This is a genomic window from Streptococcus sp. 400_SSPC (assembly GCF_001072745.1).
GTDB classification, from domain to species: domain Bacteria; phylum Bacillota; class Bacilli; order Lactobacillales; family Streptococcaceae; genus Streptococcus; species Streptococcus xiaochunlingii.
Window position 1 is genome coordinate 1 of record NZ_JVIQ01000041.1, and the last position, 6,357, is coordinate 6,357.

At 45.0% G+C, this 6,357-nt stretch carries 6 protein-coding genes; 5 read left to right on the forward strand and 1 reads right to left on the reverse strand.

The genetic code is table 11. From position 1 onward, the window contains the following. Positions 1-210: 210 nt before the first annotated feature. Positions 211-1,395, reverse strand: coding sequence for a DUF2974 domain-containing protein (locus ADH49_RS05360; RefSeq protein ID WP_048690520.1), 1,185 nt, complete (start codon positions 1,393-1,395; stop codon positions 211-213). Between the two features lie 183 nt (positions 1,396-1,578). On the opposite strand from ADH49_RS05360, the gene ADH49_RS05365 reads away from it, so the two are divergent. The 5 genes from ADH49_RS05365 (at position 1,579) to ADH49_RS05380 (ending at position 6,270) form a co-directional block, all read left to right on the forward strand. After that, a complete protein-coding gene (locus ADH49_RS05365) occupies positions 1,579-2,256 on the forward strand; it encodes a response regulator transcription factor (RefSeq protein ID WP_048690522.1) in 678 nt (225 codons plus the stop codon). Continuing rightward, positions 2,249-3,223 (forward strand): sensor histidine kinase, encoded by a 975-nt coding sequence (locus ADH49_RS05370; protein ID WP_048690524.1) that lies wholly within the window; start codon positions 2,249-2,251, stop codon positions 3,221-3,223. The genes ADH49_RS05365 and ADH49_RS05370 overlap by 8 nt, the downstream gene beginning before the upstream one ends. Before the next feature lie 158 nt (positions 3,224-3,381). Next, a complete protein-coding gene (locus tag ADH49_RS10425) occupies positions 3,382-3,510 on the forward strand; it encodes a hypothetical protein (RefSeq protein ID WP_023022528.1) in 129 nt (42 codons plus the stop codon). Between the two features lie 15 nt (positions 3,511-3,525). Then, complete coding sequence (locus ADH49_RS05375; protein WP_048690526.1) at positions 3,526-4,284, forward strand: ABC transporter ATP-binding protein; 759 nt, start codon at positions 3,526-3,528, stop codon at positions 4,282-4,284. Then, positions 4,285-6,270, forward strand: coding sequence for an FtsX-like permease family protein (locus tag ADH49_RS05380; protein ID WP_048690528.1), 1,986 nt, complete (start codon positions 4,285-4,287; stop codon positions 6,268-6,270). Positions 6,271-6,357 lie beyond the last annotated feature (87 nt).

The following is a 6,357-nucleotide window of genomic DNA, read 5'->3' on the forward strand; positions in this document are numbered from 1 at the left end:
TGAGTAGGGCTGTAAAAGCTGATGAAATCAGCGTAGTAGAGCCCACTCAACCACTGCGTCTTGATCGATAATCCAAAAACAATTGAGAGGCTAGGACTTTTGTCCCAGCCTCTTATTTTGTTTCAATTCATTCTCTTTCTATAAAAAAATTCGTTTACACCATTGGATGTAAACGATATTGTTACATTTTATAAAATAGAGTTAAAATTGTCAATATTTGTGCTCAAGAAGCAGAGGTGAGGAGGACTCGACTGCTTTTTTTCGCTTGAAAAATGCAGTCATTTGAACCAGAATACGGGGAACCGTCTGCCATTTTTTCCAAGCTTGGACACGGGTATCGAGGAGTTGCTTGGCTAGACGTTCCAGCATTTCTCTTTCTGTTGGATCTAGGTCCTGAGCATTTTGAAAGATGTCTTTGATCTTGGAGAAATTTTTCAAGTTCATCAAATCATTAATCGAAGTGATGCCGGCGTCCAGAAAAATGCCAAAAAAAGTATCAAAGAACTTCTTGCGCTCATCCGCCGATGTTTCGCGAACCCACTGCTTCAGGGTCTCGTCGGTCTGCTGGCTATCGGGACTGGTTTGATCCAGGGTCACAAATCCATCCTTTTCAACCATCCAAGTAAAGGCGTCATGCTGGGCAAAGCCACCAAAGGCACGGCTTTTGACAATCGTAGCAGACTCAGGAACTTCCAGCATCATCCCAACGATGGACCCTTGCGGGACAAAGCGGTGAACGAGGTGCGCGATTCGTTGATAGCTCTCCGTTTCGATAATGGCCTTGTTGAGACCTGGAGCGTCGTAACAGTAGATGGCGTCGACCCGTTCAATCAGATGATCTGGAAGGTAAGAGCAGGCGTAGGCTGCGAGATTGCCCCCTTTGGAGTGGCCGGCTACCAGAAAGCGTCCTTTAGGAAATTCCTTCATGACGTTTTGTAGGTAGCTGGCTGCACGCCTCTGAGATGGGACATGGTCCATATAGGTCATGTGGAAGTCTTCCTTCCAGCCGATCAAGGTATCATCCGTCCCCCTGAAGACAACTAAATAAACATCCATAGTAAGACGATAGGTCATAGCCGCAAACTGCTTCTGAACATCGGGGTCATATTCGTCGACATAGTTAAGAAGTTTGAGATTCTTAAAGCGTTTGGATGTAGCTAGGTCATCGACTAATTGCAGGTGTTGGTCTGTCACGATGAAATCTGTGGTTCGATCGACTAGCTCTACTGCATCAGATAAGCGGACTTCAATATTGGTCGTATCCCCTTGGGGCACGATCCGATCAAAAGGAAGATAGGTCAGCTCTGTCAGTGCCAGGACATCGAGTTCCTTAAAAGGGCGATCGTAGATGGAATCATAGGCGACATAGTCTAGATAATCAAAAATCGTGGACATGAGATTCTCCTTTGTATCTGTATGTTCAGTATAGCATAAAATACCTGAAAGACCCCTCCATAAAAATAGGAAATTGACGAAAGGAGTTACCTGTAAGTTGAGATGGCGAAAAATATGTATGCTCCTTGGATAATTTGATATAATGAAAGGGTAATACTCTAGTAAGAAAGAGCAGGAAAGAGCATGCATAAAATTCTTCTTGTCGAAGATGATGAAACCATTCGCCAACAAGTGAAGAAAATCATGGAGCAGTGGGGCTTTGAAGTTATTGCAGTTGATGACTTTATGGATGTATTGGGCACCTTCGTCCAGACCAATCCTCATCTGATTCTGATGGATATTGGCCTTCCTCTTTATAATGGCTACCATTGGTGCCAGGAGATTCGTAAGGTATCTAAGGTCCCTATCATGTTTTTATCCTCACGAGATCAAGCTATGGACATCGTCATGGCTATCAATATGGGGGGAGATGACTATGTGACCAAGCCATTTGATCCCAATGTCCTCCTGGCAAAAATCCAGGGTCTCCTTCGCCGCTCTTATGAGTTTGGAACTGATCAAGATTTGTTAGAACACCGGGGAGCTATTCTCAATCTCAAATCCATGGATCTGGTTTACGAGGGAGAGGTGGTCAATTTGACAAAAAACGAATTTCAAATCCTTCGCATCTTGTTTGAGAAGGCTGGAAGTATAGTAGCTCGGGATGATCTGATGAAGGAATTGTGGAACAGTGATTTCTTTATTGATGATAACACCCTCTCGGTCAATGTAGCTAGACTTCGGAAGAAGCTCGAAGAAGCAGGACTGGAACATTTTATCGAAACGAAAAAAGGGATAGGATACGGGTTGAGCAATGGATAATCGATTCTTATTTGTCAAAGACTATCTGATTTCTCATCGTCGCTATCTGTTTTTGATCTGTTTACTCCTTTCTTCTCTCGTTTTATTTGCTTATATCTTCGAAGGCTACCGCAATTTTCTTCTTTACCTGACTGGCATTTTGGCTTTTTTGAGTCTTCTTCTGGTCATTTGGGATGCAGTCGCTGGTTATCAGGCCTATCGGAAGGAAGTGCTCTATGGGGAGGGAGTAGCTGAGACCCCTCTAGAAAAGGTTTTGAGTCAGAAGCTAGCAACCAGTCAGCAAGCCCAACGTGAGCAGACAACGGTGAGTCTAGAGACCTACAATGACCTGATGGATTACTATACCCTCTGGGTCCACCAGATTAAGACGCCCATTGCGGCCAGTCAACTCTTGGTTAAAAATATAGAAGACAGCGACTTGAGACAACAAATGGAGCAGGAGCTCTTTAAGATTGATTCCTATGCCAATGTGGTCCTCCAGTATCTGAGACTCGAAAGCTTTCACGATGATTTGGTGCTTAAGCGTGTTCCACTCGAAGAGCTGGTCAAAGAAGTGGTGCGAAAGTATGCCATCTTCTTTATTCAAAAGGGCTTGACGGTGGATCTGCATGACTTAGATGTCGCCGTCATTACCGATCGCAAGTGGCTCTTGGTCATCATCGAGCAATTGCTGTCTAATAGCCTTAAGTATACCAGCACTGGCGTGATTGAGATCTATTTCAAAGACCAGACCCTTTATATGAAAGATAGTGGGATTGGAATTAAGGATAGCGATATACTCCGTGTCTTTGAGAGGGGATTCTCCGGCTACAATGGGCATTTGACCCAGCAATCTTCGGGACTAGGCCTCTATCTGTCTAAAAAGATTGCCGATCAGCTAGGGCACCAACTCCAGATGACGTCTCAAGTCGGCCAAGGGACGACTGTTGCCATTCACTTTGAAGAGAAGAAGTTGGTCATGGATTAGGGGAATTCGTCGGTACCTAATGATTCTCTCCCTAAGGCCCTCTTTTATTTAAAAATGACAAAAATGTAAGATTTAATTTTAAAAATGAAAGGTTAGGTTATGGTGACCACCTTTTATTTTTTATACAATAGTCTCATCAAATGAAGGAGGTCAAGAAAATGAAACTCTTGAAATGGATGAAAGAACCCAAAAAGATTAAGAAACCAAATAAGAAAACTGATTTGGAAAAGGCGGAATTTGGTCGCCAAGTCCTACAACAAACCCAAGAATTTTTCTTGATCTACTAGTATAAGGAGAAAAGTATGTCATTGCTAGACGTTCAACATATCAAAAAAATCTACAAAACCCGCTTTCAAGGGACGCAGGTCGAAGCATTGAAAGATATCCACTTCACCGTGGAAAAGGGTGAGTACGTGGCTATCATGGGGGAATCAGGATCCGGGAAATCAACTCTCCTCAATATCCTAGCCATGCTGGACCAGCCGACGGAAGGGCGGGTCTACCTAAATAGCATAGATACCTCAACCATCAAGAATAAGGATGCCTCCAGCTTCCGTCGCGAAAAACTAGGCTTTGTCTTTCAAGATTTCAACCTGCTCGATACCTTGTCTGTCAAAGACAATATCCTCTTGCCTCTAGTCCTTTCTCGCAGACCAATCAAGGAAATGATGAGTAAGGTCGATAGCGTGAGTCGAGAGTTGGGCATTCACCAACTTCTAGAGAAATATCCCTACGAAATATCTGGTGGGCAAAAACAACGGGTGGCTGTAGCACGGGCCATCATCACCTCACCTGAAATCCTTCTTGCTGATGAGCCAACAGGGGCGCTGGATTCCAAATCTTCGGCTGCTTTGCTCGATGTCTTTGAAGATATTAATAGCATGGGGCAAACCATCCTCATGGTGACCCACTCAACTGCAGCGGCAGCTCGGGCCAAGCGCGTGCTCTTTATAAAGGACGGAATTCTCTACAACCAGATCTTCCGCGGAGAAAAAACAGAACGTCAGATGTTCCAAGAAATCTCGGATACCCTGACGGTCATGGCAAGTGAGGTGGAGTAGATGTTTCGATTAACCACTAAATTAGCTTGCTCCAATCTGATCAAGAACCGCAAGCTCTATTATCCCTTTGCGATTGCGGTCATTCTTGCAGTGACCATCGCCTATCTCTTTGACTCCCTGACCTTTAATCCTCACATTCATGAGCTTCGAGGGGGCTCTTCCATGCTCTTCACCCTAGGCTTGGGACTGTTTGTGGTCAACGCTGCGGGGGCCATCATCGTGCTCTATGCCAACAGCTTTGTCATGAAAAACCGCTCCAAGGAGCTGGGAATCTACAGCATGCTGGGCCTTGAAAAACGCCATCTCATCAGCATGGTCTTCAAGGAACTCTTGATCTTTGGATTTGTAACTGTCTCAGCCGGTGTCTTGATCGGAGCCCTCTTTGATAAGCTGATCTTTGCCTTCCTCTTGAAACTCATGAAAATGAAGGTCCAGCTGGTATCTACCTTCCAACCTGGGATTGTCGTCCTGGTCTTTGTCACCTTTGGTCTCATCTTTGGCCTTTTGGTTCTTCTCAATGCTTGGCGCATTCTCCGTTTGAATGCCCTGCAACTAACTCGTGAGAAAGCAAGTGGCGAAAAGAAAGCCCGCTTTTTGTGGCCCCAAACCATCCTGGGCCTAGCCTCTCTCGGTCTTGGCTACTACCTAGCTGTGTCTGTCAAAGACCCCATCATTGCGCTTGTGACCTTCTTTCTAGCCGTTATCCTGGTTATGATCGGGACCTACTTACTCTTTAATGCGGGGATCACCGTCTTCTTGCACCTGCTTAAGAAAAAGAAGAGCTATTATTACCAACCCAACAACATGATCTCGGTCTCTAACCTCATCTATCGCATGAAGAAGAATGCAGTGGGCCTTGCGACTATTGCCATCCTCTCGACCATGGTATTGGTGACGATCTCTGCTGCCACCAACATCTATGTCGGTGGTGAAACGATCAAGAAAATCATGGCTCCTCATGATTTCTCCGTCCAAGGAAAAGGGGTAGACCTGGAGCAGATTAATCAGAAATTTGATGAATTTGCTTCTGAGCATCATCTTGAGATCAAAAATCGCGACCTGATGACCTATGCCAACTTTGGGGTCAAATCACAAAAGGGCACGGATTTCACCGTCTATCCAGCTGATGAACGCAGCGTCACTCCTAAAACCGTCTTTATGGTCTTTGATGCGGAAAGTTATGAACAGATGACAGGAGAACACGTCGATCTGACCGGCAACCAAGTCATCCTCTTTGCTCATAACAAGGCTCTGATAGGGCAAAAGCAGTTCACTATCAATGGGCAAGACTTCCAAGTCAAGGAAGAAGTGAGCAAGGATTTTATCACCGATCATGTTCCAAATCAGTTTAATATGCTGACGGAGGATTTCAATTACTTGGTCGTGCCAGACCTTTCAGCCTTTGTCGCTCAGTTTCCGGATCTTGCCATCAATACCAATATCTATGGTGGCTTCAATGTCAATGTTGACGAAGACCAGCAACTCAAGCTGGCAGCCAGCTATGACAAGATGATCGATGAATTGAGTAGCCAACAGGCCCAAGGAACATTTATCTATGGAGGCAACCGAGCCAATGATGTGGCAGAGTTGAATAGCCTCTTTGGCGGCATCTTCTTTATCGGTATTTTCTTGTCATTGATCTTTATGGTCGGAACCGTCATCGTTATCTACTACAAGCAAATCTCAGAAGGCTATGAAGACCGTGACCGCTTCGTCATCCTCCAAAAGGTAGGGCTTGATGAAGATGAGGTCAAACGGACCATCAACCGTCAAGTGCGGACTGTCTTCTTCCTCCCCCTCATCTTTGCCTTTGTCCACCTGGCCTTTGCCTACCATATGATCCGCCTCATTCTCAAAGTGCTCGGTGTCATCAATAGTGGCCAAGTCCTCGTCGTGACCCTCAGCGTCTGTGCTGTCTTTCTCATCACCTACCTAATCGTCTTTTGGATCACCTCTCGGAGTTATCGTAAGATTGTGCAGATTTAGGAAAAGAAACTCAAATTAAATTAGAAACTTTCCTTAGGTGAGTACGGACGTCAGCGAACTTCGAAGAAGTTCCATGACTAATTATTG

Bases quoted from the DNA above. Each gene is read 5' to 3' on its own strand.
- ADH49_RS05360 (WP_048690520.1), bottom strand. From the start codon at position 1,395: ATGTCCACGATTTTTGATTATCTAGACTATGTCGCCTATGATTCCATC.
- ADH49_RS05375 (WP_048690526.1), top strand. From the start codon at position 3,526: ATGTCATTGCTAGACGTTCAACATATCAAAAAAATCTACAAAACCCGC.
- ADH49_RS05370 (WP_048690524.1), top strand. From the start codon at position 2,249: ATGGATAATCGATTCTTATTTGTCAAAGACTATCTGATTTCTCATCGT.
- ADH49_RS05380 (WP_048690528.1), top strand. From the start codon at position 4,285: ATGTTTCGATTAACCACTAAATTAGCTTGCTCCAATCTGATCAAGAAC.
- ADH49_RS10425 (WP_023022528.1), top strand. From the start codon at position 3,382: ATGAAACTCTTGAAATGGATGAAAGAACCCAAAAAGATTAAGAAACCA.
- ADH49_RS05365 (WP_048690522.1), top strand. From the start codon at position 1,579: ATGCATAAAATTCTTCTTGTCGAAGATGATGAAACCATTCGCCAACAA.